Here is a 22,786-nt window from a genome sequence, read left to right on the forward strand (position 1 = left end):
GATTTATAAATTATTTTGATGTCGTAATTTCTTACATTTTATTTATCCCGTCTATAAATTGAGTCAGAATAATAACCAAGCATAGACATAGCTCACAGTTGATTATTTACTTTAAAGTCAATAAGTTAAAATCGCCGTACTGCAATTCAATTACACAATGCGGTTCTGTTTCTCGCCTTTGATAAATGCCGTAATGTTATCCATCAAAATATTAGCCAGATTCTGAATCGATGAGTCACTCCCCCAAGCAACATGTGGAGTAAGCAGCAAATTAGGTAGCGACATGTTTGCCAGCAATGGGTTAGAGCTATCTGCAGGTTCTTGAGTAAAGACATCGACCCCAGCTCCGGCAATGATTCCTTGCTTCAACGCGTTAACCAAGGCAGCTTCATCAACGAGCCCCCCTCGCCCCGTATTGATCAGCAGGCTGCTAGACTTCATCATTGCCAGCTCGCGCTCTCCAATCAGATTCAGCGTTTGTTCATTTAAAGGGCAGTGCAAAGAGATGACATCCGCTTGTTGCAAGCACTCCTCAAACGGTACAAAGCCATCTCGGCAACTAGGAGCACCTTTGCGCTCAGCAAACAAGACTTTCATGCCGACCGCTTTAGCCAAAGTTGCGGTTGCTTGACCTAGCGCGCCAGAGCCAATGATGGCCAGCGTCGAGCCCGCGACATCACCGATAGGGTGAGTGAAGAAACAAAACTGTTTATTACGCTGCCATTCCCCAGCAGCGATATCATTATGGTAGGCAAATAGATTGCGCTTGAGGGCAAAGATCATCGCGATAACGTGTTCCGGTACCGACTGAGTCGCATAGCCTTGTACATTGGTCACGGCAATGCCATTGTCGGCACAATAGTCGATATCGATATTGTTAAACCCCGTCGCCGATACCGCAATCAACTTGAGTTCAGGCAACTGACGTAAACACTCGCGGTCCAAAATGACTTTGTTGGTAATGGCGACCTGAACACCTTGAAGTCTCTCAACAACTTGCTCTGGCGAGGTAAAGTCGTAGTCGATCCGCTTATGTTCTAAATCCAGTTCAGGTAATTCGATTTGAGTGGGGATCGTGGCACGATCAAGAAAAACGACGGTTGGGGTAGCAGAAGTTGGCAGCGACATAGGATCTCCTTTCACTGCCAAGTTATTGGTAAGTCAGTTATGGGCGTGGCAGCGTTTTATAATCCGGTAATTCTCGCATAGGCGAAAAATAGTTAAAGATCATTGCCTCTGCTTCAAGATAGAAGTCACAGGGAACAAACGCACATTGCAACGCTTCACTGTGTGGGTGATAAAAACTGAGCTCTGCGGCATGCAGTTCTAACCTATCAGAGAACTCAAACGCTTCCCCTTCTGAGTAAAACTCATCACCGACGATTGGGTGCCCTAACGCCTGCATATGCACGCGCAGTTGATGCGAGCGCCCTGTAATTGGCAATAGACGTACAATCGATGTTCGTTCCTCTCGCTTAACGACCTGATACAAGGTTTTTGACGGCTTACCGTCATCGAAACACACTATCTGTCTCGGTCTATTTGGCCAGTCGCAAATCAGTGGTAAATCGATTTCACCGTTATCATTGGTTGGGTGACCCCAAACGCGAGCGTAATAGACTTTGTGAGTAAGGCGATATTGAAACTGCTTTTTGAGCGAACGCTCGGCTTCTTTGTGCTTAGCCAGTAACATCAGCCCTGAGGTGTCCATATCTAAGCGGTGCACCACTTGGATATCTGGGTAGATTGCGACTAAGCGTGACCACAAGCTGTCATAATGCTCTTCCAACCTGCCTGGCACCGACAATAATCCAGACGGCTTGTTTGCCACCAAGATGTGTTCATCTTCAAATACAATATCAACCCAAGGTTCGCGCGGCGGGTTGTATTCGGTCATTGCCATTGTGTTCATCCAATAAAAACCCAGCATTACGCTGGGTTTAGTTTAAAGAGTTCTAAGACCGCATCAATTATGTGATACGACGATCATACGTAACGAATCGAGTTGATACTGAGCTTGGCCGATGTAGCCCGTTAGCTCTTTGATTTGCTCATCAATGGCATCAATCTCTTCATCACGGATGTTCGGGTTGACCGCTTTCAATGCCTGCAAGCGCTCTAGTTCACTGTTAAGGCTAGCTTGCATCTCTTGCTGAGCTTGATTGCGAATCGCTTCCACTTTCTCAACGATAAGCGTCTCACCCGCTGCAACTAACTGGTGCACTTGAGCTTGTACAGAAGAGACTAACTTAGTCGCGATATGACGACCCACAGGGCTCAGTTGGCGGTTAAAGCTTTCAAACTCGACTTGAGCAGACAGGTCATTACCTTTGCCATCCAGCATCAAGCGAATTGGTGTGGTTGGTAAGAAACGGCTGATACCACTACGCTTCGGTGCTTGTGCATCCACTTTGTAGATAAGTTCAAGCAGCATGGTACCTACTGGCAGCGCTTTGTTCTTCAGTAGCGAAACTGCAGCCGTTCCCACGCCTTCACTCATAAGCAGATCAATACCGCCTTGAATCATTGGGTGTTCCCAACTGATGAAGTGCATGTCTTCGCGAGACAGCGCTGTATCACGGTCAAACGTGATGGTTGCCCCTTCGTAAGGCAAGCCAGGATAGCTTGGTACCAACATGTGCTCAGATGGCGTTACCACTAGAGCATTTTCACCTTTGTCATCTTGATCGAGGCCAATGGTATCAAACAGGCTCAACGCAAACGTGACTAGGTTGGTATCGCCATCTGTTGAGGCGATCTTATCGACAATCGCTTGCGCTTTTTCGCCGCCATTTGAGTGCATCTCAAGTAAGCGGTCACGGCCTTGTTCCAGCTGCGCTTTTAGCTCTTTGTTCATGGCTGCAGATTCAGCAATCACATCATCAAGCTCTGTTGTATCGCCAGAAGCGAGCATTTCAATTAAGCGGTCAGCGTATTTGTCGTAAACAGTGCGACCAGTCGGGCACGTTTCGGCAAACGCATTCAGACCTTCATCGAACCAACGAGCGAGAATCGCCTGCGAAGTGCCTTGCAGATAAGGAACATGAATATCGATATCGCGATTTTGGCCAATACGGTCCAAACGACCGATACGCTGCTCTAGTAGGTCTGGGTTAAATGGCAGATCGAACATCACAAGTTGATTGGCAAACTGGAAGTTACGACCTTCAGAGCCAATCTCACTACAGATCAGTACCTGTGCGCCGCCCTCTTCTTGGGCAAAGTAAGCCGCCGCTTTATCACGCTCAAGAATCGACATACCTTCATGGAACACCGTTGCACGAATACCTTCACGCTCACGCAGCGCTTGCTCAAGCTGCAAAGCGGTACTTGCGCGAGAAGCGATCACTAAAATCTTCTCGCTACGCTTTTCGGTAATTTTCTCAAGTAGCCAGTTCACTCGGCTATCAAACTGCCACCAGCTTGAGTCTTCACCTTCAAACTCTTGGAAGATTTCTTCTGGATATAAGTTTTTCACAGCGCGTGCTTCAGCACTCATTTTGCCGCCGATCATGCCAGATACACGCATTGAAGTGGTGTACTGCTGAGGAATGGGCATGGGTAATAAGTTTACATTACGTTTAGGGAAGCCCTTGATCGCCGCACGTGTGTTACGGAATAAGACGCGCCCTGTACCGTGACGGTCCATTAGGTTATCGATCAGCTCTTGGCGCGCCGCCGCTTTCTCTTCTTCACCGGAATCACTCTCGATGATTCTAAACAACGGCTCAACATCTTGTTCAGAAAGCAGTTCTGTAATCTGGTTTTTCGCGTCGTTCTCTAGCTTTTGACCTGAGAATAGTGCGCTAACTGAATCGGCAACGGGCGCATATTGCTCTTCTTCTTTGACGAACTCTTGGTAATCAAAGAAGCGGTCGGAATCGAGCAGACGTAGACGCGCAAAGTGGCTCTCACGACCAAGCTGTTCTGGCGTTGCCGTTAGCAGTAGAACACCTGGCGTACGCTCCGCTAAGCCTTCAACCACTTGGTATTCGCGGCTTGGCTTTTCAGGGCTCCACTCTAAGTGGTGCGCTTCATCGACAACCAATAGATCCCATTCACCTTCTAACGCTTGCTCAAAACGCTTGCGGCTCTTGCGTAAGAAATCGAGAGAACACAGCACATATTGCTGAGTATCAAATGGGTTATCAGAGTCAGCAAACGCTTCGATGCAGCGTTCTTCATCGAAGATAGAGAAATGCAGGTTGAAACGACGCATCATTTCCACCAGCCACTGGTGTTGCAGCGTCTCAGGTACCACGATCAGAATACGCTCAGCACGACCTGCCAGCACTTGCTGGTGAATGATCATGCCCGCTTCGATGGTTTTACCTAGACCCACCTCATCAGCCAGCAAAACGCGAGGCGCATGACGACGACCCACTTCGTGCGCAATATACAACTGATGAGGAATCAAACCAGCACGCATGCCACATAAGCCACGCATTGGGCTCTTGTGCTGCTCATATTGGTTCATCAATGCACGGTAACGCAGCACAAAGTTGTCCATGCGGTCGATTTGACCTGCGTACAACTTGTCTTGAGGCTTATTGAATCGAATTTGGTTGCTTAGCATGATTTCACGAAGCATCACGCCTTCTTCACCTGTATCTTCACGCGTACCGATGTAAGTAAACAGATCTTGTTCTTCGACAACTTGCTCAACTTTCAGTGACCAACCCTGCTGGCATTCAATAACGTCACCACTGTTAAAGGTTACTCGGGTTACGGGCGCATCATTACGAGCGTACACTCGATTTTCTTCAGAAGCTGCAAACATTAATGTCACAGTACGAGCATCCAATGCTACAACGGTTCCTAAACCTAGATCGCTTTCCGTATCGCTAATCCAGCGCTGGCCCAAAGCAAATGTCATGAATCGACTACCTCATCTGTTTAATTCAAAAATGGGTCTATAAATCTTAGCTGTTCTTGCGCAACTTGAAAGGCAGCTGACGAGGAAAATAGTGGCCAGCTACAGCGCAGAAAAAGGTCGCTAATCTTACTCGAAGCTGTGACATTGGTCACGTACAAAGGCCTCAAAAACCAACAATTTTTTATCAAAGCTGTACATGACATCAAAGTGTAAGAAATCAGTGGCACTTCTAATTAGGAGTGTTGAAAAACAGGCTTATACTTAATGGTGAACATGCACTTGCCCCGTCAACAATTTGGCTGGCACAAGAGATGCATTTCATTAGGGTGACGATCAACACGGGTTTGCAGTTTTTGTAGTCAAACCATCAGCGATCTCTGATTACCGGGCTACATTTCTGCAAGCATCCGCAGGTAGACCACTTCATACAAGAGTATGAGGGGTAAGCAAGCCGTATGTCGGCAAGGAGACGCTTATGGGTGACACAGACCGGAAACTTTTTGTTCTAGACACCAACATCCTTCTTCACGAACCTCTAGCCATCTATTCCTTCAAAGAACACGATGTCGTCATCCCGATGACTGTATTAGAAGAGCTCGATCGAATTAAAGACAGCAAACGCGATGTCGCACGTGATGCCCGAGTCGCCATTCGAGCGCTCGAAGCCATGTTTAAAGACGCCACCCCCGATGAAATTTCTGAAGGGATCCCGATTAACAAAGACTCAGAGAATACTGGCCATATCGCCATTCTGGCTGATTTCGAATTGCAAGAAACCGTCAAAGCTTTCGCCGATAAAGCTGGTGATAACCGAATCTTAAACGGGGTGCTCTACCTGCAAAATAAACGAGCACCTCGTGAAGTCATCTTGGTGACGAAAGACATTAACATGCGTTTGCGTGCCAAAGGTGCGGGAGTTCGATTTGTCGAAGACTACCGAACTGACCAATTGATCGATGACGTCCAATACCTCACAAAAGGTTTCCAACAAATTGAAGGGGATTTTTGGAGTAACGTCGAACAAGTCGAAAGTAAGAATCTTGCCGGCCGTACTTACCACACACTCGACCGCGCGCCCTTTGAACCCACCTACATTAATCAATACGTCATTGATGAAGAGAGTGATTTTGCAGGCCGAGTAGAGGAGATCGAACAAGACAAGATCACCATCAAGGATCTCAGCCGAGAGCGCATGATGCACCGAAGAGCTTGGGACATCACACCGAAAAATATTTACCAGGGTATGGCGTTAGATGCGCTACTCGATCCTGATATCGATCTAGTGATCTTAACCGGTGCCGCTGGTAGTGGTAAAACCTTACTCGCTCTGGCTTCAGCGCTGGAGCAGACCATTGAGAAAGGCATATTTGATAAGATCATTGTTACGCGAAATACGCCTGATATTGGCGAGGCAATTGGATTCTTACCCGGCAGCGAGGAAGAGAAAATGATGCCTTGGCTTGCCGCTGTCACCGATACCCTCGAAGCGCTGCATAAGAATGATCACTGCACCGAAGGATCGCTCAAATACATCTGTGATAAAGCCAATATTCAATTCAAATCGATCAACTTCATGCGCGGTCGTTCGATCCAAAATGCTTTCGTTCTGCTTGATGAATGTCAGAACCTCACAGCCTCTCAGATCAAAACCATCATTACCCGCTGTGGTGAAGGCACTAAGATTGTTTGTTCCGGTAACTTGGCTCAAATTGACTCCCACTACCTAACCCCTGTGACGTCAGGTTTGACCTACATGGTCGAACGCTTCAAGAACTTCGAAGGCAGCGCCAACATTCACCTCAATGGTGTGGTTCGCAGTCGCCTTGCAGAATATGCCGAAGAGAATTTATAGTCACTTCTGCCGAGATATAATTCATATCTCGGCATTTATTTAAAATAATTATTCACAAGCATTGGTTAAATATGTTTAACTAACTCCATTGAACGAATGAACATTCAAGGACTGGAGCATGGCCTTTAATCTACGTAACCGAAACTTCCTAAAGCTACTCGATTTCACTCCCAAAGAGATCCAATTCTTACTTGATCTCTCTGCTGATCTTAAAAAAGCCAAATACGCAGGGACCGAGCAAAAAAAGCTGGTGGGTAAAAACATTGCTCTGATCTTTGAAAAGGCGTCAACGCGTACACGCTGTGCGTTTGAAGTCGCAGCGTTCGATCAAGGCGCACAAGTCTCTTACATCGGTCCATCTGGCTCTCAAATTGGTCACAAAGAGTCGATGAAAGATACAGCTCGCGTGCTGGGGCGTATGTACGACGGCATTGAGTATCGTGGCTTTGGTCAAGAGATCGTTGAAGAGCTTGGCGCTTATGCGGGTGTGCCTGTCTGGAACGGCCTAACCGATGAATTTCACCCAACACAGATCTTGGCAGATTTTCTAACCATGCTTGAACATGGCCGCGGTAAGCAGCTGCACGAAATCAAGTTTGCTTACCTGGGCGATGCACGTAACAACATGGGCAACTCATTGTTAGTGGGCGCAGCGAAAATGGGCATGGACATCCGCCTCGTCGCGCCAAAAGCCTACTGGCCGGAAGAAGAACTGGTCAGCGCTTGCCAAGCTATCGCCAACAGCACTGGTGCTAAAATCACCCTAACAGAAAATGTTGATGAAGGCGTACAAGGTTGTGATTACCTCTACACCGACGTCTGGGTCTCTATGGGGGAAGCACCAGAAGCGTGGGATCAACGCGTCGCTATGATGAAACCATATCAAGTCAATATGGACGTCATTGCTAAAACGGGCAATCCGCAAGTTAAGTTCATGCACTGTTTACCGGCATTCCATAACGATGAAACCACCATAGGTAAAGAAGTCGCAGAAAAGTACGGCATGAATGGCTTAGAAGTCACGGACGAAGTGTTTGAATCCGAGCACTCCATTGTGTTTGATGAAGCAGAAAACCGAATGCACACAATTAAAGCTGTGATGGTGGCCACACTCGGTAGCTAAACAAGGTAGAATATCGACAGGAAAACCCTCGATGTAATCGCTTGCGTTAACAAATCTTCAGCGTATAATGCTCGGCAATTTGTCTGGAGGTAGTAAAAATATGCCACGTAATTCGTGCTCTACAAAGCGTATTACACTGGGTAAGCCAATGAGCTTATCGGCACTCTATTTTACTATTTCCACCGATTTCTAAAGCCTCCCGTAATGGGGGGCTTTTTTGTGCCTAAAATTCATGACTGGGAAGATGATTATGACAAACACGCTTTACAACAAGCACATTATCTCAATTCCTGAGCTTTCTCGTGAAGAGCTAGAATTGATTGTCAAAACAGCGGGTGAGCTTAAAGCTGAGCCTAGGCCTGAGCTAATCAAAAACAAAGTGGTTGCGAGCTGCTTCTTTGAACCATCAACCCGTACTCGTTTGTCATTTGAAACGGCAATCCAGCGCATCGGTGGTGATGTAATTGGTTTCGATAACGGCGGTAACACATCCCTTGCTAAAAAAGGCGAAACACTGGCTGACTCTGTGCAAGTGATCTCTTCTTACGTCGATGCTTTCGTTATGCGCCACCCTCAAGAAGGTGCAGCACGCCTAGCGTCTGAATTTTCCAATGGCGTTCCCGTCATCAATGGCGGTGACGGTGCCAACCAACACCCAACCCAAACCTTGCTCGACCTCTTCTCGATTGCGGAAACTCAAGGTCGTTTAGATAACCTCAACGTCGCGTTTGTCGGCGACCTTAAATATGGTCGTACCGTTCACTCTTTGACTCAGGCACTCGCAAAATTCAACAACATCCGCTTCTTCTTTATCGCACCGGAAGCGTTAGCGATGCCAGATTACATCTGTGAAGAGTTAGACGAAGCAGGCATAGAATTTAGCCTACACACCGACATGGAAAGCGTTATCCCAGAACTCGATGTGCTCTACATGACACGTGTACAAAAAGAGCGTTTCGATGAATCAGAATACGCACACATTAAGTCAGCTTACATCCTAACCGCCGCTTTGCTGGAAGGTGCGCGCGACAACCTAAAGGTACTTCATCCTCTACCACGTGTGGATGAAATCACCGTTGACGTTGATAAAACACCTTACGCTTATTACTTCGAACAAGCGGAAAATGGCGTCTATGCACGTCAAGCACTGCTTGCGCTTGTTCTTAACGAAACACTGTAATCGAGAGGAAAATTACCATGTCTAAAGAAACTCAATTGCAGGTTGAAGCAATTCAAAACGGTACCGTTATCGACCACATTCCAGCGCAAATTGGTATTAAAGTGCTTAAGCTTTTCTCGATGCACAAATCAGAGCAGCGTGTCACTGTCGGTCTGAACTTGCCGTCATCGGCACTTGGTCATAAAGATTTGCTCAAGATTGAAAACATCTTTATTACCGAAGAGCAAGCGAGCAAACTTGCCTTGTATGCGCCACACGCGACGGTCAACCAGATTGAAAACTACCAAGTGGTAAAGAAACTAGCGCTAGAATTACCAGAACAAGTGAACAACGTATTTGAATGTCCAAATACCAACTGTATTACTCATGGTGAGCCTGTAGAGAGCAGCTTTAAAGTATTCGAAAAGAAAGACGATATTCGTTTGAAATGTAAATACTGCGAAAAAGTCTTCTCTCGTGAAATTGTGACTGAGCGTTAATGCATAAGCTGCGGTAATAGCTCACGTTTTCACCCATCCCCGCCTATTCCAGCGGGGATTTTTGCTTTACCCAGCACGTAAATCACGGCAAACTGAGTTTCCTGTCCACTAACCCTAAACAGATGGAACATAACAATGACTAAAGTACTTCACACTGAATCAGCACCAGCAGCAATCGGCCCTTACGTACAAGGTGTAGACCTAGGCAACATGGTTCTGACTTCTGGCCAAATCCCTGTTAACCCAGCAACAGGTGAAGTATCAGCTGACATCGCAGAGCAAGCTCGTCAGTCTCTTGAAAACGTAAAAGCTGTCGTTGAAGCGTCTGGCCTATCTGTCACTGATATCGTTAAGATGACAGTATTTGTTAAAGACCTAAACGATTTCGGTACGGTAAACGAGGTGTACGGTGCATTCTTCGATGAGCACAAAGTGGCTAACTACCCTGCACGCTCATGTGTCGAAGTAGCGCGCCTACCAAAAGATGTGGGTATTGAAATCGAAGCGATTGCTGTTCGTAAGTAATTGTCTTAGCAAAACGAAAAAAGCGAGCCTTGGCTCGCTTTTTTCTATTTAACGGTCTCGCTACTAGTAGTACTTATCACACCCTTGGTGTAGTTGCGGATTATCCAATAATTCATCAATATGAGCGGCAAATTGTTGCTGAGACTCGCGCCCTTCAAGCAGAACGGCTTGGGTCGTTTCATCTACCACCAACACACGTCCTACCCCATACTTGCTCTCAACCAACATGCCTTTTTTGATGCGACCAATATCCATGACGACTCTCCTCTTTTTATTGAGTTACGAGTCAGCCATAAAAACGATCAAAAAAGCCGACTCGAAAGCCGGCTTAAATTCATCTCGCTAATAGATGCTTACTTAGCGAAGTCGACACCCGTTTGGATATCACCATTAAGTGTTTCTAGCATACCGTCAAGCGCAGCCTTTTCGAAGTCACTTAAAGGACCGTAGCTTAGTACTTCCTCAACGCCTTCTTTACCTAGCTTCACTGGTTGCGCGAAGAATGGGGCATGCTCACCGTCACCTTCAACGTAAGCGTATTCAATCACTTCTTCACCTTGAAGAGCTTTAACAAGTGCAAGACCAAAGCGACAAGCAGCTTGACCCATAGATAGAGTTGCAGAGCCACCACCCGCTTTCGCTTCTACAACTTCAGTACCTGCATTTTGGATACGCTTAGTTAGAGCCGCAACTTCTTCATCAGAGAACTCAACGCCTTCTACTTGAGAAAGTAGCGGTAGGATTGTTACGCCTGAGTGACCACCGATAACAGGAACGCGAACTTCGCCTGGATCTTTGTCTTTCAGCTCAGCAACAAAGGTTTCTGAACGAATCACGTCAAGTGTTGTTACACCGAATAGACGACGCTTGTCGTAAACGCCAGCTTTCTTCAGTACTTCAGCAGCAATTGGCACCGTTGTATTTACTGGGTTAGTGATAATACCCACAAGTGCTTTTGGACATACAACAGCAATCTTCTCAGCCAAAGACTTAACGATACCCGCATTAACGTTGAACAGGTCAGCGCGATCCATACCAGGCTTACGAGCTACACCCGCAGAGATAAGAACAACATCCGCACCTTCTAGTGCAGGGGTTGGGTCTTCACCCGCAAAACCTTTAATAGAAACTGGTGTTGGGATGTGGCTAAGGTCTGCAGCAACACCCGGTGTAACAGGGGCAATATCGTACAGGGCTAGATCAGAACCTGCTGGAAGGCGGTTCTTAAGTAGTAAAGCTAGGGCTTGACCGATGCCACCAGCGGCACCAATAACGGCTACTTTCATCGTAGTTCTCCTTGAGATGATTCTCTTATATATATCTTGTAGGGCGAAATGTAATTTGCTGTGACAAAACTAAACCAATCACAACCTGATTACAATCAATTAACGTCAGCTTTGCGACCTTGCGCAATCCGACAAAAACGTGCCACAAATGGGGTGCGCATTATCCTCTTGTTTGCCTTTAATGACAAAGGTTTAACTACCATTTTTGTTATCAATAAAAAGTAAGTTTACAGTGATATCTTAGACATAATTGGCTTCTAGTCTTGGCGTAGAATGCATAGCTATGCGAGAATATTCACTCGCTTTTTATAAACTACTGGTGAAATAACCATGCGCCATTCAGAAAAACAAGATAATCTCGTTCGCGCTTTTAAAGCCCTATTAAAAGAAGAGCGTTTCGGCTCACAAGGCGATATTGTTGAAGCTCTAAAAAATGAAGGCTTTGAAAATATCAACCAGTCTAAAGTCTCTCGTATGCTGACCAAGTTTGGCGCGGTACGTACGCGAAATGCCAAAATGGAGATGGTGTACTGCCTACCAGCTGAACTTGGTGTACCGACCGTATCTAGCTCACTTCGTGAACTTGTTCTAGATATCGATCACAACAATGCGATTGTTGTCATTCATACTGGTCCAGGAGCTGCGCAGTTGATTGCACGCTTACTCGATTCACTTGGCAAAGCGGAAGGTATTTTAGGTGTGGTTGCTGGCGACGATACGATCTTCATCACTCCAACTCTTTCCGTCACAACAGAACAACTTTTCGACTCGGTTTGTGACCTGTTTGAGTACGCAGGCTAAGTCACATTCATCTCAAAAATAAGAATCACGCCGCCAATATTATGGCGTGATTCAGATCACATCTTAAACAAATCTTCGACGCTCAAGAGTTAACCAGTAAGATATTGATTTAAAAGAACTTAAAAGCATTAAACCCTCATACACATGGATTTAATAATCAGTCTTTTTTACTACATTCGTTAACAATCGTGTAATTATCTGCCGTTTTTTTGGTATTATTCAGCCACTTTTTCAACATACGGATTGAAAAAGATGCCGTTTCCATTAATAGGAAACTCCCAAAGCAACTAAACTTGCAATGGGGTTAATAATGAATAAAGGAAGGGAAATTCATGGCATTGAACAAACTTATTAAAGTTGGCGCTATTGCAGCTGCTGTAATGGGCGCTGGCGCAGTTAACGCGCAAGAATTCGTAACTATCGGTACTGGTTCTGTAACTGGTGTTTACTACCCAACTGGTGGTGCGATTTGTAAGCTAGTTAACAAAGGCCGTAAAGAACACAACATTCGCTGTTCTGTAGAGTCGACTGGTGGTTCGATCTACAACGTGAATACTATCCGCGCAGGCGAACTTGATTTCGGTATCGTTCAGTCTGACTGGCAGTACCACGGCTACAACGGCACAAGTAAGTTTGCTGAACAAGGCCCGTATAAAGACCTACGCGCTATGTTCTCTCTACACACAGAACCTTTCAACATTATTGCTCGTAGCGACGCTGGTATCGAAAACGTTTCTGACCTTAAAGGTAAGCGCGTAAACATCGGTAACCCAGGCTCTGGTGACCGCGCGACAATGGGTGTTGTGATGGAAGCTATGGGCTGGACAAATGATAGCTTCAAGCTAGCGTCTGAGCTTAAAGGTTCTGAGCGTTCGCAAGCACTTTGTGACAACAAAATTGACGCCTTCGTTTACGTGGTTGGTCATCCAAATGGATCAATCAAAGAAGCGACGACTTCTTGTGACGCAAAACTGGTTTCAGCAACGGGTGCTAAGATCGACGACATCGTAGCAAACAACCCATACTACGCGTACAGCACAGTACCTGCAGGTATGTACCGTGGCACAGACAAAGACGTGAACAGCTTCGGCGTTGCGGCAACAATGGTAACAACGGCTAACGTTTCTGACGATGTTGCTTACAACGTTGCAAAAGCAGTATTCGAAAACTTCGACACGTTCAAACGTCTACACCCAGCGTTTGCAAACTTGAAGAAAGAAGACATGGTTCAAGCAGGTCTTTCTATCCCTCTACACCCAGGTGCAGAGAAATACTACAAAGAGATCGGCCTACTTAAGTAAGCGCTCTTTGAACTAGGGAAGCATCGGCTTCCCTAGTCAATACCTAAGTGACGAACCCGTCACCACCTATTTGGAGTTTCAATGTTTGAAACTCTTCTCCGTTTTATACCTAAGAAAAACACACGATTGAGCAATATTTCATCTATTCACTAAACTGAAAGATGCAAAATAGAGGTTCATAACTCAAATAGTACGTGAACCACATATAACAAGGATAAAGTACATGTCGAAGACAACATCTCCGTCTCAAGATGTGCAAGATATGGTCGCTCAAGCCGATACTGGTGCCCGTTCTCCAAGTGGAATTCCTGGTCGCATCTTATGGTTTGTGCCGCTATGTTGGTCACTGTTCCAACTTTGGTACGCATCTCCTCTGCCGTTCATTTTTGATTTTGGCGTACTTAATGATACTGAAGCGCGTTCTATCCATCTGATGTTCGCCGTTTTCCTAGCTTTCACTGCCTATCCAGCTTTAAAAAACTCGCCACGCGATCGCATTCCCGCTGTGGATTGGGTTTTGGCTTTAGCAGGAAGCTTTGCTGCCGCCTATATCTATCTTTTCTATACCCAACTTGCGGGCCGCTCTGGTGCGCCTACCACTATGGATATTGTGGTTGCCGTGATGGGTATGGTGTTACTCCTTGAAGCGACACGTCGCGCTTTAGGTCCACCTCTTATGGTTGTCGCAGCTGTATTCCTGCTTTACACCTTTGGTGGCCCACACATGCCAGACGTTATCGCGCATAAAGGGGCTAGCCTAAACAAAGCCATGTCTCACCTATGGCTGACCACTGAAGGGGTATTTGGTGTTGCTCTGGGCGTTTCGACCTCTTTCGTTTTCTTGTTTGTACTGTTTGGTGCAATGTTAGAGCGAGCTGGCGCAGGGGCTTACTTCATCAAAGTCGCTTTCTCACTACTTGGTCACATGAAAGGTGGCCCAGCAAAAGCTGCGGTTGTCGCTTCTGGCTTGTCTGGCTTAGTGTCTGGTTCATCAATTGCTAACGTAGTGACAACCGGTACATTTACGATTCCGTTAATGAAACGAGTTGGCTTCCCAGGCACTAAAGCTGGTGCTGTTGAAGTGGCAGCGTCTACAAACGGCCAGCTAACACCGCCAATCATGGGGGCTGCCGCTTTCCTAATGGTTGAGTATGTGGGCATTTCCTACGTAGAGGTTATCAAAGCCGCTATCTTACCTGCGCTGATTTCGTACATTGCGCTTATTTACATTGTTCACCTCGAAGCATGTAAAGCGGGAATGACGGGACTACCTCGTCGCCGAGTGCCAACGGTGGTTCAAAGCCTATTGTCATTTACAGGAACAATACTCGGTCTGTGTGTTATTAGCGCTGCGGTTTACTACGGTGTGGGTTGGACGAAAGATGTGTTTGGCGATGCTGCAACACCAATCGTAACCGTTGCCCTTCTGCTTGCTTATGTTGGACTTGTGAGTATTTCAGCAAGATACGCCAAAGAAGGCGCGATCGAGATTGATGCAGAGCTGACCGAAGTTCCCGAGCCAGGTCCGACGATCAAATCTGGTCTGCATTACCTATTACCTATCGTGGTATTGGTCTGGTGTCTAACCGTTGAGCGTTTTTCTCCTGGTCTCTCGGCATTCTGGGCAACGGTGTTTATGATCTTCATTTTGATCACCCAACGCCCACTAATGGCAGTGATGTCGAAGCAAGGCTCTATTGTAGAGCAGACCAAGCAAGGCTTCATTGATCTGCTAGAAAGCCTAGTGACAGGCGCGCGTAATATGATCGGTATCGGTGTTGCAACTGCAGCTGCGGGTACAGTAGTTGGTGTAGTCACGCTGACGGGCATCGGCCTTGTGATGACAGACTTTGTCGAGTTTATCTCTGGCGGTAACATCATTCTGATGCTGCTATTCACCGCGGTGATCAGTTTGATCTTAGGCATGGGCTTACCGACAACAGCAAACTACATTGTCGTATCAACTTTGATGGCTCCTGTCATTGTGACGTTAGGTGCACAAAGTGGCTTGATCATTCCATTGATTGCCGTTCACTTATTCGTGTTCTACTTCGGTATTCTCGCGGATGACACCCCACCAGTCGGTCTTGCTGCCTTTGCCGCAGCGGCGATCGCAAAATCGGATCCTATCCGTACGGGTATCCAAGGTTTTACCTATGATATTCGAACCGCAATCTTGCCATTCATGTTTATCTTCAACACCCAGTTATTGTTGATGGGGATCGACAGTTGGTGGCATTTGATGCTCACGATCATATCTTCGGTTATCGCAATGCTGATATTCTCAGCAGCAACTCAAGGTTGGTGGTTTACGAAGAATAAATGGTGGGAAACCGTTGTACTGCTTGTGCTTACCTTTACCTTCTTCCGCCCCGGTTTCTGGTGGGATCAGATCTACCCTGCAAAAGTACTGCACCCGGGCACTGAAATCGCCGCAATTGCCGAAACTCTGCCCGTTGGTCAAGAAATCGAGTTGTTAGTTGCGGGTGAAAACCTTGAAGGTGATTACATTTCGAAAACGGTTCGTTTGCCGTTTGACGATAACGCAACAACCGCCGATGAGCGTATCTCATCTATGGGTCTGATGCTCAACGATACGAATGGTCGCATGATTGTCGATATGGTTGAGTTTGGTAGCCCTGCAGAATCGGCTGGTGTTGATTTTGATTGGGAAATCCGTTCGGTTGTTGTTGACGCAGACCGACCAATGAAAGAGTGGGTATTTGTGCCTGCACTTCTTATTCTGATTGGTCTAGCAATGAACCAAAGAAGACGAGCTCGTAGGGACGAATTGAGCGCGTAAGTTAATCAGCCCCGCCATTCCAGCGGGGCTATACTTAAGCTAAGGATGCAGTTATTCCGCTTCTCATAAGCGATGATAAAGAGAATAATCAATGTATAAGCAAATTCTTGTTCCAGTCGATCTTAATGACAAAGGCTTTTCTGACAAAGCGATCGAGCAAGCTGTCTGGCATGCGAAACACGCGAACGCACAAATTCATTTGTTGAACGTTCTTCCTGGTATCCACATGTCGATGGTTGCCACTTACTTTCCTAAAGATGCCGCGCAAAAAATGCGTTCTGATGTCGAAGAACAGCTCAAAGCGTTTGCCTCTTCGCACATCCCTGAAGAGGTGGTTTACAAAGCGCACGTTGCCGAAGGTAAAGCGTACTCGACCATTCTCGACTACGCAGAAAGACTTGGTGCCGATTTGATTATTATGCCAAGTCATAAGCGCTCAAAGATTGACAAGGTTGTTCTTGGGTCTGTGGCAAGTAAAGTGGTACAAAACTCTCCCATCAATGTGATGGTGATTAAGCCTCAAGGCTAACCAAAACAACTTCAACAAGGCGCTCAATGGGCGCCTTTTTCATCGTCTTCACCTATCAAACTGATAGAATCAATCCAATTCATTTAATACGAATAATTCTCAATAATAGTCTCATCGAAACAAACACGATTGGGCTACCCGATGAAAAAGACACTCACTTTTGCTGCACTTCACTTTACCATTGCGTTTAGCGTTGCTTATATCCTGACAGGTGACATCTTGCTTGGTAGTCTGATCGCGATGATTGAACCTTCCGTCAACACGATAGCCTTTTACTTTCATGAGCGAGTGTGGAGCCGAAGTCAATCACTGCAAGCGCTTGCTCGTTCAGCCAAAGTCAAAACCACTAGCTTTGCAGTGGTGCACTTCAGCGTCGCTTTTGGCGTGGTCTACTTACTGACAGGCGATGCGTTTGTTGGCGGTATAATGGCAGCTATTGAACCAACCATTAATACGGTGGTCTATTACTTTCATGAAAAGGTATGGCAACGTAAGAACGCTCAACACCTTGCGTGTTGGCATGGTGCTCACGCCTAGTGGTTACTGAATCTCACAATGGAAAATGAGTAACACACAAGTCTTTACTAAGACCAATGTTGAAGCGCTGAATCTGACCATCTAACGTCACTTCCAATAGATAAAGGTCCGCAGGCTTGGGTTGCTTGGTGTCAGCATAAATGGGCGCTTCAACTTGAAACAATGCACTGGTGTGAGTGCTACGAACATCAATGGGTAAGTGGAATGTCATACCATTGAATTTGACTGAAGCCGATACAAGGCCTGGAGAATAGGTTTTGTAATGGAGATCAACGAGAAACTCACAGCCACCACCATGATGCCAAATCTGTTCAGTCGAGATATGTTCTAAGCGTACATGACGAATAAACTGCAAATACGGCGTCTTCCACACCCCGATTCGCGAGTCATGTTGTTTAACGTCTTCACCTCCCAATGAGCACAGCTCAGCCCGCTCATCGTCCAACAAAAGGTCTTCCTCTTCTTCCAAAAACAGGATCTCGAAGCGATTGCGACCTTTTTGCATATAAGGACGAATATCCTTTTTGTACTCACTTTGAGTGCCATCACAATCGAACACGGCCACGCCATTCAAACGCACTTCAGCGTGAAAATCGACGCCACCAATAACTAAATCTACCGAAGGGAATGCCAGCATCGCCTCATCCACTTCAATATCATGCATTAGATGCCACTCTTGATTGGCGATTTGTTGCTCTGTCATAGAGTCAGGAAGCTTATCGCTGAGCGGCGCCGGAAAGGTAATATCATCTTGAGGGATAGAGAGATCGGTCAGCGGTGAGATTTGCCAAAGGCCGGCGAGAGAGAGCTGCATAAAAGAGTGTACCAATCAAAAATTGCGCTAGATCAAATTAGAGCTGATTATAGTCAAGGCAATAAAAGAAAGATACAAAAATGCCAGCCTCAGAGGCTGGCATTTGTAACACATTTCGCGAATTACTCTTCGTCATCTTCTTCAGGGTACAAGGCATCTTCGCCTTCGTAGTAAGTACCCCAACCGTCGTAAATGATGTCGTATTTTTCCGCTAGATGAATCAGTTTCTCTACTTGAGCATCAATCGCTTCGGCGTCAAGCGCAGACTCCATGGTCGCATCGCAACACAATAGCTTGTTGCCATCTTCATCTTCCGTCTCTTCCGCTTCTAACACTTCAAAACCCATTTTGAATGCTTCAACCACGGCTTTTTCTAGCGTATCAAAATCTTCAGCGAATAAGTGGTGTTCAATTTCATACAACGCGTCTGGATCACTGCCATCTTCTCTTAAGGCTTGGATGATGTCGCGAGTCTCTTCCTTTTGAATCTCAATTAATTCTTCGACTGATAGATATTCATCTTCATGAGACATAAATAGTGCTCCAGATAGTGACAAAAATGATCGTAATTTAACGCAACGGACTATCGCACGGATCCACCGAAATTACTACCTAGAATACACTGAGATCCTGATCTTTCTTCGCGGATTATCCTTGCCCCTAAAACGATCAAGCTCACAACCTGACTCATTTAACAATTTTTTATCAAATTGACGATTTAGAACTTTCTTTTGTGATGCTCGGAGGTTCCCACCACAACATTCTGCGTTTTTATTTTTTTCTACTGCATATTGTCAAGCAAAGCAATATTGCATAAAAAATGACTTTGGTGCGCCGCTTTAGCCTTAAGGTGAATAGCTATGCCGTAATGCGCCATGAACTACGAATCGTTAGACTCTTTTTATCGAATAGGGAATCACTCCAAGGCAAAGCCACAAAACTCATCCAAATGAAATTTAATCAAGAAAACAACAAAATATACAAAACATAAAACCAACAAATACACATAAGTTAGTTTTAAAGACCAAGTTGAACGCTTGCATATTGATAACAACCTTGTCATAAATACTGGCTGGAACATAGTGTAAGGATACAAAATGAGTAAGCTGTATGTAGGCTCTGAAGTTGGCCAATTGCGACGTGTATTGCTAAATCGTCCCGAGCGAGCATTGACTCACTTAACGCCCTCTAACTGCCATGAACTGTTGTTTGATGATGTACTTGCAGTGGAAGCTGCGGGGGAAGAGCACGATAGGTTTGCCCAAACCCTCACCGAGCAAGGCGTTGAAGTTCTGCTTCTCCACAACCTACTTGTTGAGACCTTAGCGGTTTCAGAAGCCAAAACATGGCTACTCAACACGCAGATATCAGATCTACGCTACGGCCCTATCTTTGCCCGAGACCTGCGTAGTTACTTATCCGATATGGATAACGAACACTTAGCAACAGTGCTGCTCGGTGGTTTAGCCTATTCTGAACTCCCTATTAAATCTGCGTCGATGCTGCCTAAAATGCATCGCCCTCTCGATTTTGTCATCGAACCACTACCTAACCATCTATTTACTCGAGATACGTCATGCTGGGTGTACGGCGGTGTATCACTTAACCCGATGATGAAGCCAGCTCGTCAACGTGAGACCAATCACTTACGCGCGATTTATCGCTGGCACCCTGTGTTCGCAGGCCAAGATTTCATTAAGTACTTTGGCGATGAAGATCTCCATTATGACAACGCCAATATTGAAGGCGGTGACGTGTTGGTTATCGGTAAAGAGTCAGTGCTGATTGGTATGTCAGAGCGTACAACAGCACAAGGGGTTGAAAACTTAGCCGCCAATCTGTTCAAACACGGTCAGGCAAAAGAGGTGATCGCGATTGATCTACCCAAGCATCGCTCGTGCATGCACCTTGATACTGTGATGACGCACATGGACATTGACACCTTCTCTGTCTACCCAGAAATCATGCGAAAAGACTTGGACACTTGGCGCTTAACGGCCAAAGATGATGGTGACATGAAGGTTGAGCAAGTACCAAGTTACATTCATGCAATTGAAGAAGCGCTCGAGGTCGATTACCTCAAAATCATTACCACAGGCGGTGATAGCTACGAAGCAGAGCGAGAGCAGTGGAACGATGCGAACAACGTTCTTACGGTCAAGCCTGGAGTCGTCATTGGTTATGAACGTAATGTTTATACCAACGAGAAGTATGACAAAGCGGGCATCGAAGTTCTCACCATTCCTGGTAACGAACTTGGCCGCGGCCGCGGTGGAGCTCGTTGTATGAGTTGCCCAATCGAACGCGATGGCATCTAGAGTCAATCACAACGCAAAAAATAAGGGTTGATGCATTCACATCAACCCTTTTTGTTTTTATAGCGAGCCGTATAGCCGACTTACTCTGTGCCGCCTACGGTTAGAGAGTCTAGTTTCAAGGTTGGCTGACCGACACCAACCGGAACACTTTGACCTGCTTTACCACACACGCCGACACCGCGATCGATGCTTAGATCGTTACCCACCATCGAGACTTGCTGCATCGCTTCAATACCCGAACCGATCAATGTAGCGCCTTTAACTGGGCGTGTAATTTTACCATCTTCAATTAAGTAGGCTTCAGACGCTGAGAAAACAAACTTACCCGAGGTGATATCCACTTGGCCGCCACCAAAATTCGGCGCGTAAAGCCCTTTCTTGACGGTTGAAATGATCTCTTCTGGAGTATGCTGTCCTGGTAGCATGTAGGTGTTGGTCATACGTGGCATCGGTAGGTGAGCATAAGACTCACGACGACCGTTACCCGTTGGATTAACCCCCATCAGGCGCGCGTTGAGTTTGTCTTGTATGTACCCTTTCAGTACACCATTTTCGATCAACGTGTTGTATTGACCGGCAACCCCTTCGTCATCGACGTTGAGCGAGCCACGTAGATCTTTTAACGTGCCATCATCAACAATCGTGCAAAGCTCAGAGGTGACCTTTTTACCCACCTTACCACTGAATACCGACGACTCTTTACGATTGAAGTCACCTTCTAAACCATGGCCAACGGCTTCATGCAAAAGGACTCCTGGCCAACCAGAACCAAGAACGACAGGCATTGCACCAGCGGGCGCCGCTTCTGCTTCAAGGTTCACAAGCGCCATTCGAATCGCTTCATCCGCAAACTGATACGCAACTTGGCTACCTTGCGATTCGGATAAGAAGAAGTCGTAGCCAAAACGACCGCCACCGCCAGAACTGCCTCGCTCTCGACGTTCTCCTCGCTGAGCGAGCACGCTAATAGACAAACGAACCAGTGGACGAACATCTCCCGCGTAAGTACCGTCTGTCGCGGCCACCAGCATTTGCTCATGTACGCCACTTAAACTGATCGACACTTCTTTGATCAATGGTTCCTTGGTTCGGATGTAGGCGTCCAGTTCTTTAAGTAGCTTAGTTTTTTGCTCTTTTTGCCAGCTTTCCAGAGGATTAACGGCGCCGTAAACGGTTTGGTTATCCGTGCGTTTAAACGCCTGAACTTGACCATTTTGACCTTGTTGGGCAATACCACGAGCTGCAATAGCGCTTTGCTTCAACCCATCTAACTGAATCTGATCGGAGTAAGCGAAGCCAGTTTTCTCACCGGTTACTGCTCGAACCCCAACACCACAATCAATGTTGAAAGAACCATCTTTAATAATGCTGTCTTCCAGTACTAGAGACTCGTGCCAGCTTGACTGGAAATAGATGTCTGCGTAGTCGATCTGACGCGTTGCTATACTCGCAAGGGTATCCGCTACATCTTGCTCGGTCAGACCCGCTGCACCTAGCAACGCATCCTCTACATGATTAATTGTCATACTTCGCTCTTATACTTTTAATTGATTGTGAAATCGTGAGTGCTTTAGCACTGGCATCGTCGTTCTTAGCTCTTCAACTTGACCAAGTTCAACATCCACCACAAGATTTTGAGGCTGATTCGTTAGGCTTGCAATCACGTCGCCCCAAGGGGAAATGACCATGGAGTGCCCCCACGTTTCTCGGCCACATGGGTGAACACCGCATTGATTGACTGCCACGATCCAGCTTTGGCTTTCTATGGCGCGCGCTCTGAGCAATGCTTCCCAATGCGCTTCCCCAGTCACCGCTGTAAACGCGGCAGGAACCAGCATCATATTGGCACCTCGCTGCGCCAGTTCATTGTACAGCTGCGGGAACCGGACATCATAACAGATTGTAAGACCTAGATGACCGATAGGTGTTGGCAATGAAACAATGTGTGACCCAGGAGTAAAGGTTTCTGATTCACGGTAACGGCTGTGACCATCAGCAACGTCGACGTCAAACATGTGCAGCTTGTCGTAGTGAGCAACGCACTCGCCATTCGGGTCAAACACCAATGTTGTTGTCGTCACACCTTGGGCACGCTTAATCGGCATGCTTCCAATCACCAGCCAGATGCGATGCTGCTCGGCCAGTTGAGAGAAACGCTGCTGAGCAACACCCTCTCCCATGATTTCTGCATTGTGGTGATAATCCAATCGACCACCAAATACGACACAGTTTTCAGGTGTGATGATGAGTGACGCTCCTGCTTCAGCCAGCACCGCAACTTGAGTGGCTATATACTCCAAGTTACGAGTGACGTCGGGCCCCGAGGTCATCTGAATTAAACCGACTCTTTCCATGAGTACTC

20 protein-coding genes are annotated in these 22,786 nt (G+C 46.4%); 11 read left to right on the forward strand and 9 right to left on the reverse strand.

Going from position 1 to position 22,786, the window contains the following annotated elements:
- Positions 1-150: 150 nt before the first annotated feature.
- The 3 genes from U9J37_RS09350 to rapA form a co-directional block, all read right to left on the reverse strand.
- A complete protein-coding gene (locus U9J37_RS09350; RefSeq protein WP_005472653.1) occupies positions 151-1,128 on the reverse strand; it encodes a D-2-hydroxyacid dehydrogenase in 978 nt (325 codons plus the stop codon).
- Positions 1,129-1,165: 37 nt separating this feature from the next.
- Positions 1,166-1,903, reverse strand: a complete 738-nt coding sequence (gene rluA, locus U9J37_RS09355) for a bifunctional tRNA pseudouridine(32) synthase/23S rRNA pseudouridine(746) synthase RluA (protein WP_038216256.1) — start codon at positions 1,901-1,903, stop codon at positions 1,166-1,168.
- Between the two features lie 63 nt (positions 1,904-1,966).
- On the reverse strand, positions 1,967-4,876 hold the full coding sequence (gene rapA / locus U9J37_RS09360) for an RNA polymerase-associated protein RapA (RefSeq protein ID WP_005472723.1): 2,910 nt from the start codon (positions 4,874-4,876) through the stop codon (positions 1,967-1,969).
- Positions 4,877-5,351: 475 nt separating this feature from the next.
- On the opposite strand from rapA, the gene U9J37_RS09365 reads away from it, so the two are divergent.
- The 5 genes from U9J37_RS09365 (at position 5,352) to U9J37_RS09385 (ending at position 10,035) form a co-directional block, all read left to right on the forward strand.
- Entirely contained in the window at positions 5,352-6,728 is a 1,377-nt protein-coding gene (locus U9J37_RS09365; protein WP_005472638.1) for a PhoH family protein, read from the forward strand.
- Between the two features lie 118 nt (positions 6,729-6,846).
- A complete protein-coding gene (locus tag U9J37_RS09370) occupies positions 6,847-7,851 on the forward strand; it encodes an ornithine carbamoyltransferase (protein ID WP_005472707.1) in 1,005 nt (334 codons plus the stop codon).
- Between the two features lie 250 nt (positions 7,852-8,101).
- On the forward strand, positions 8,102-9,031 hold the full coding sequence (gene pyrB, locus U9J37_RS09375) for an aspartate carbamoyltransferase (protein ID WP_038140357.1): 930 nt from the start codon (positions 8,102-8,104) through the stop codon (positions 9,029-9,031).
- Between the two features lie 17 nt (positions 9,032-9,048).
- Positions 9,049-9,510 (forward strand): aspartate carbamoyltransferase regulatory subunit, encoded by a 462-nt coding sequence (pyrI, locus tag U9J37_RS09380; protein WP_005472774.1) that lies wholly within the window; start codon positions 9,049-9,051, stop codon positions 9,508-9,510.
- Between the two features lie 135 nt (positions 9,511-9,645).
- Positions 9,646-10,035: a RidA family protein gene (locus tag U9J37_RS09385; RefSeq protein WP_005472743.1), complete on the forward strand. Its 390-nt coding sequence runs from the start codon at positions 9,646-9,648 to the stop codon at positions 10,033-10,035.
- A 63-nt stretch (positions 10,036-10,098) separates the two neighbouring features.
- On the opposite strand, the gene U9J37_RS09390 is transcribed toward U9J37_RS09385, so the two are convergent.
- Both U9J37_RS09390 and mdh read right to left on the reverse strand, forming a co-directional pair.
- Positions 10,099-10,290, reverse strand: coding sequence for a hypothetical protein (locus U9J37_RS09390; protein WP_005472763.1), 192 nt, complete (start codon positions 10,288-10,290; stop codon positions 10,099-10,101).
- A gap of 98 nt (positions 10,291-10,388) precedes the next feature.
- On the reverse strand, positions 10,389-11,321 hold the full coding sequence (mdh, locus tag U9J37_RS09395; protein ID WP_005472715.1) for a malate dehydrogenase: 933 nt from the start codon (positions 11,319-11,321) through the stop codon (positions 10,389-10,391).
- Positions 11,322-11,651: 330 nt separating this feature from the next.
- Here mdh and argR point away from each other — a divergent pair, with 330 nt between their 5' ends.
- The 5 genes from argR (at position 11,652) to U9J37_RS09420 (ending at position 17,292) form a co-directional block, all read left to right on the forward strand.
- A complete protein-coding gene (gene argR / locus U9J37_RS09400) occupies positions 11,652-12,122 on the forward strand; it encodes a transcriptional regulator ArgR (RefSeq protein ID WP_005472752.1) in 471 nt (156 codons plus the stop codon).
- A gap of 332 nt (positions 12,123-12,454) precedes the next feature.
- Complete coding sequence (locus U9J37_RS09405; protein WP_005472741.1) at positions 12,455-13,423, forward strand: TAXI family TRAP transporter solute-binding subunit; 969 nt, start codon at positions 12,455-12,457, stop codon at positions 13,421-13,423.
- A 223-nt stretch (positions 13,424-13,646) separates the two neighbouring features.
- Entirely contained in the window at positions 13,647-16,226 is a 2,580-nt protein-coding gene (locus U9J37_RS09410) for a TRAP transporter permease (RefSeq protein WP_005472625.1), read from the forward strand.
- A gap of 91 nt (positions 16,227-16,317) precedes the next feature.
- Entirely contained in the window at positions 16,318-16,755 is a 438-nt protein-coding gene (locus tag U9J37_RS09415) for a universal stress protein (RefSeq protein WP_005472660.1), read from the forward strand.
- 141 nt (positions 16,756-16,896) lie between these two features.
- Positions 16,897-17,292: a DUF2061 domain-containing protein gene (locus U9J37_RS09420; protein ID WP_005472676.1), complete on the forward strand. Its 396-nt coding sequence runs from the start codon at positions 16,897-16,899 to the stop codon at positions 17,290-17,292.
- A gap of 13 nt (positions 17,293-17,305) precedes the next feature.
- On the opposite strand, the gene U9J37_RS09425 is transcribed toward U9J37_RS09420, so the two are convergent.
- Together U9J37_RS09425 and rraB are read right to left on the reverse strand one after the other, a co-directional pair.
- Positions 17,306-18,106, reverse strand: coding sequence for a glycosyl hydrolase 2 galactose-binding domain-containing protein (locus U9J37_RS09425; protein ID WP_005472731.1), 801 nt, complete (start codon positions 18,104-18,106; stop codon positions 17,306-17,308).
- Positions 18,107-18,228: 122 nt separating this feature from the next.
- Positions 18,229-18,639: a ribonuclease E inhibitor RraB gene (gene rraB, locus U9J37_RS09430; RefSeq protein ID WP_005472754.1), complete on the reverse strand. Its 411-nt coding sequence runs from the start codon at positions 18,637-18,639 to the stop codon at positions 18,229-18,231.
- Positions 18,640-19,203: 564 nt separating this feature from the next.
- Between rraB and arcA the strand changes: the two genes are divergently transcribed.
- Positions 19,204-20,424 (forward strand): arginine deiminase, encoded by a 1,221-nt coding sequence (gene arcA, locus U9J37_RS09435; protein WP_005472749.1) that lies wholly within the window; start codon positions 19,204-19,206, stop codon positions 20,422-20,424.
- Between the two features lie 80 nt (positions 20,425-20,504).
- On the opposite strand, the gene tldD is transcribed toward arcA, so the two are convergent.
- The gene (gene tldD / locus U9J37_RS09440; RefSeq protein ID WP_005472645.1) at positions 20,505-21,950 is read right to left on the reverse strand and encodes a metalloprotease TldD; all 1,446 of its coding nucleotides are present in this window, start codon (positions 21,948-21,950) and stop codon (positions 20,505-20,507) included.
- A 9-nt stretch (positions 21,951-21,959) separates the two neighbouring features.
- The gene (locus tag U9J37_RS09445; protein ID WP_005472622.1) at positions 21,960-22,778 is read right to left on the reverse strand and encodes a carbon-nitrogen hydrolase family protein; all 819 of its coding nucleotides are present in this window, start codon (positions 22,776-22,778) and stop codon (positions 21,960-21,962) included.
- Positions 22,779-22,786 lie beyond the last annotated feature (8 nt).

This window comes from Vibrio sp. 16 (assembly GCF_963681195.1).
In the GTDB taxonomy this organism is placed as follows: domain Bacteria; phylum Pseudomonadota; class Gammaproteobacteria; order Enterobacterales; family Vibrionaceae; genus Vibrio; species Vibrio sinaloensis_D.

Coding starts and splice junctions, on each gene's coding strand:
- U9J37_RS09390 (WP_005472763.1), bottom strand. CDS start 10,290: ATGGATATTGGTCGCATCAAAAAAGGCATGTTGGTTGAGAGCAAGTAT.
- argR (WP_005472752.1), top strand. CDS start 11,652: ATGCGCCATTCAGAAAAACAAGATAATCTCGTTCGCGCTTTTAAAGCC.
- rraB (WP_005472754.1), bottom strand. CDS start 18,639: ATGTCTCATGAAGATGAATATCTATCAGTCGAAGAATTAATTGAGATT.
- U9J37_RS09365 (WP_005472638.1), top strand. CDS start 5,352: ATGGGTGACACAGACCGGAAACTTTTTGTTCTAGACACCAACATCCTT.
- tldD (WP_005472645.1), bottom strand. CDS start 21,950: ATGACAATTAATCATGTAGAGGATGCGTTGCTAGGTGCAGCGGGTCTG.
- rluA (WP_038216256.1), bottom strand. CDS start 1,903: ATGGCAATGACCGAATACAACCCGCCGCGCGAACCTTGGGTTGATATT.
- U9J37_RS09445 (WP_005472622.1), bottom strand. CDS start 22,778: ATGGAAAGAGTCGGTTTAATTCAGATGACCTCGGGGCCCGACGTCACT.
- U9J37_RS09410 (WP_005472625.1), top strand. CDS start 13,647: ATGTCGAAGACAACATCTCCGTCTCAAGATGTGCAAGATATGGTCGCT.
- arcA (WP_005472749.1), top strand. CDS start 19,204: ATGAGTAAGCTGTATGTAGGCTCTGAAGTTGGCCAATTGCGACGTGTA.
- U9J37_RS09405 (WP_005472741.1), top strand. CDS start 12,455: ATGGCATTGAACAAACTTATTAAAGTTGGCGCTATTGCAGCTGCTGTA.
- U9J37_RS09370 (WP_005472707.1), top strand. CDS start 6,847: ATGGCCTTTAATCTACGTAACCGAAACTTCCTAAAGCTACTCGATTTC.
- mdh (WP_005472715.1), bottom strand. CDS start 11,321: ATGAAAGTAGCCGTTATTGGTGCCGCTGGTGGCATCGGTCAAGCCCTA.
- U9J37_RS09425 (WP_005472731.1), bottom strand. CDS start 18,106: ATGCAGCTCTCTCTCGCCGGCCTTTGGCAAATCTCACCGCTGACCGAT.
- pyrB (WP_038140357.1), top strand. CDS start 8,102: ATGACAAACACGCTTTACAACAAGCACATTATCTCAATTCCTGAGCTT.
- U9J37_RS09350 (WP_005472653.1), bottom strand. CDS start 1,128: ATGTCGCTGCCAACTTCTGCTACCCCAACCGTCGTTTTTCTTGATCGT.
- U9J37_RS09385 (WP_005472743.1), top strand. CDS start 9,646: ATGACTAAAGTACTTCACACTGAATCAGCACCAGCAGCAATCGGCCCT.
- U9J37_RS09415 (WP_005472660.1), top strand. CDS start 16,318: ATGTATAAGCAAATTCTTGTTCCAGTCGATCTTAATGACAAAGGCTTT.
- rapA (WP_005472723.1), bottom strand. CDS start 4,876: ATGACATTTGCTTTGGGCCAGCGCTGGATTAGCGATACGGAAAGCGAT.
- pyrI (WP_005472774.1), top strand. CDS start 9,049: ATGTCTAAAGAAACTCAATTGCAGGTTGAAGCAATTCAAAACGGTACC.
- U9J37_RS09420 (WP_005472676.1), top strand. CDS start 16,897: ATGAAAAAGACACTCACTTTTGCTGCACTTCACTTTACCATTGCGTTT.